General features: G+C 64.3%; 1 protein-coding gene. It reads right to left on the bottom strand.

Annotated features, from left to right (window positions below; all coding sequences use genetic code 11):
• A partial coding sequence (locus tag GXB81_RS31150; RefSeq protein ID WP_205991225.1) for an MFS transporter occupies positions 1-1121 on the bottom strand: 1121 nt, incomplete at both ends.

Below are 1121 nucleotides of genomic sequence, written 5' to 3'. Positions count from 1 at the left end.
GTGACGATGCCGGCGATGTTCGCAGTGAAATTGAAAATACCGCCGGTGAGTCCCATCAGGCGCTTCGGTGCGATATCGGGAATGATCGACCAGCCGAGCCCGCCCATGCCCTGACCGAAAAACGCGAGCGACAGCACCGCGATCACGGCGGTATCGCTCTGCACATAGAGCGCGACCACGATGCACGCCGACAGCAGCAGGCCGGTGATGATCGGCAGCTTGCGCGAGAGGTTCACGTTGCCGGTACGGCGCAGCAGCAGATCGGACACCCAGCCGCCGAACAGCACGCCGGCCGATGCGCCGAGGAACGGCAGGATCGCGAAGAAGCCGATCTTGAGCCACGCCATATGACGCTCGGTGACCAGATAGGTCGGAAACCACGTGAGAAAGAACACCACGGTCGAGTTGCCGGCGAACTGGCCGATCGCGGCACCCCAGATTTCACGGCGACGCAGCAGGCGGCCGACGTCGTGCCACGAAAACGGCCGCTGTGCATCGGCAGCCGTCGACAGACCGCCGCCCGCGCCGATGTACTCGCGTTCCGCATCGTTCATCGTGCGCGACTCGTGCGGCTCGTGATAGCGCAGCCACCACACGACCGAGAACGCGAGGCCGACCGCGCCGACGATCACGAACATCGCGCGCCAGCCGAATGACTCGATGATCCAGAACAGCAGCGGGCTGAACACCGCAAGGCCGATGTACTGCCCCACCTGATAGATGCTCGTCGCCCGTGCGCGTTCGCGCTGCGGAAACCAGTGGCCCACCACGCGGCTATTCGCGGAGAAGCAGGGCGATTCCGCCACGCCGAGTCCGAGGCGATAGATCATCAGCGAAATCAGTCCTCCTGAGAGTCCGTTCAGGATGATGAAGGCCGACCAGCCCGAGACCGCGAGGAAATAGGTCTTTTTCGCGCCGATGCGGTCGAGCAGCAGGCCGGCCGGAATCTGCGAGAGCGTGTAGGTCCACGAGAAAGCGGAGAACACGATGCCCATCACGCCGGCCGACAGGCCAAGTTCCTTGGTCAGGCTCGGCGCGGCGATGCCGAGCACCGTGCGATCGAGGTAGTTGATGACGGTGCCGATCGCGAGCAGCGCGAGAATCGCGAAGCGGGCTCGCGA

Origin of the sequence: Paraburkholderia sp. Ac-20336 (genome assembly GCF_017105025.1) — a bacterium.
Taxonomy (GTDB): domain Bacteria; phylum Pseudomonadota; class Gammaproteobacteria; order Burkholderiales; family Burkholderiaceae; genus Paraburkholderia.
The sequence above is the reverse complement of the archived record's forward strand: the minus strand, read 5'-3'. Positions and strand labels throughout refer to the sequence as shown.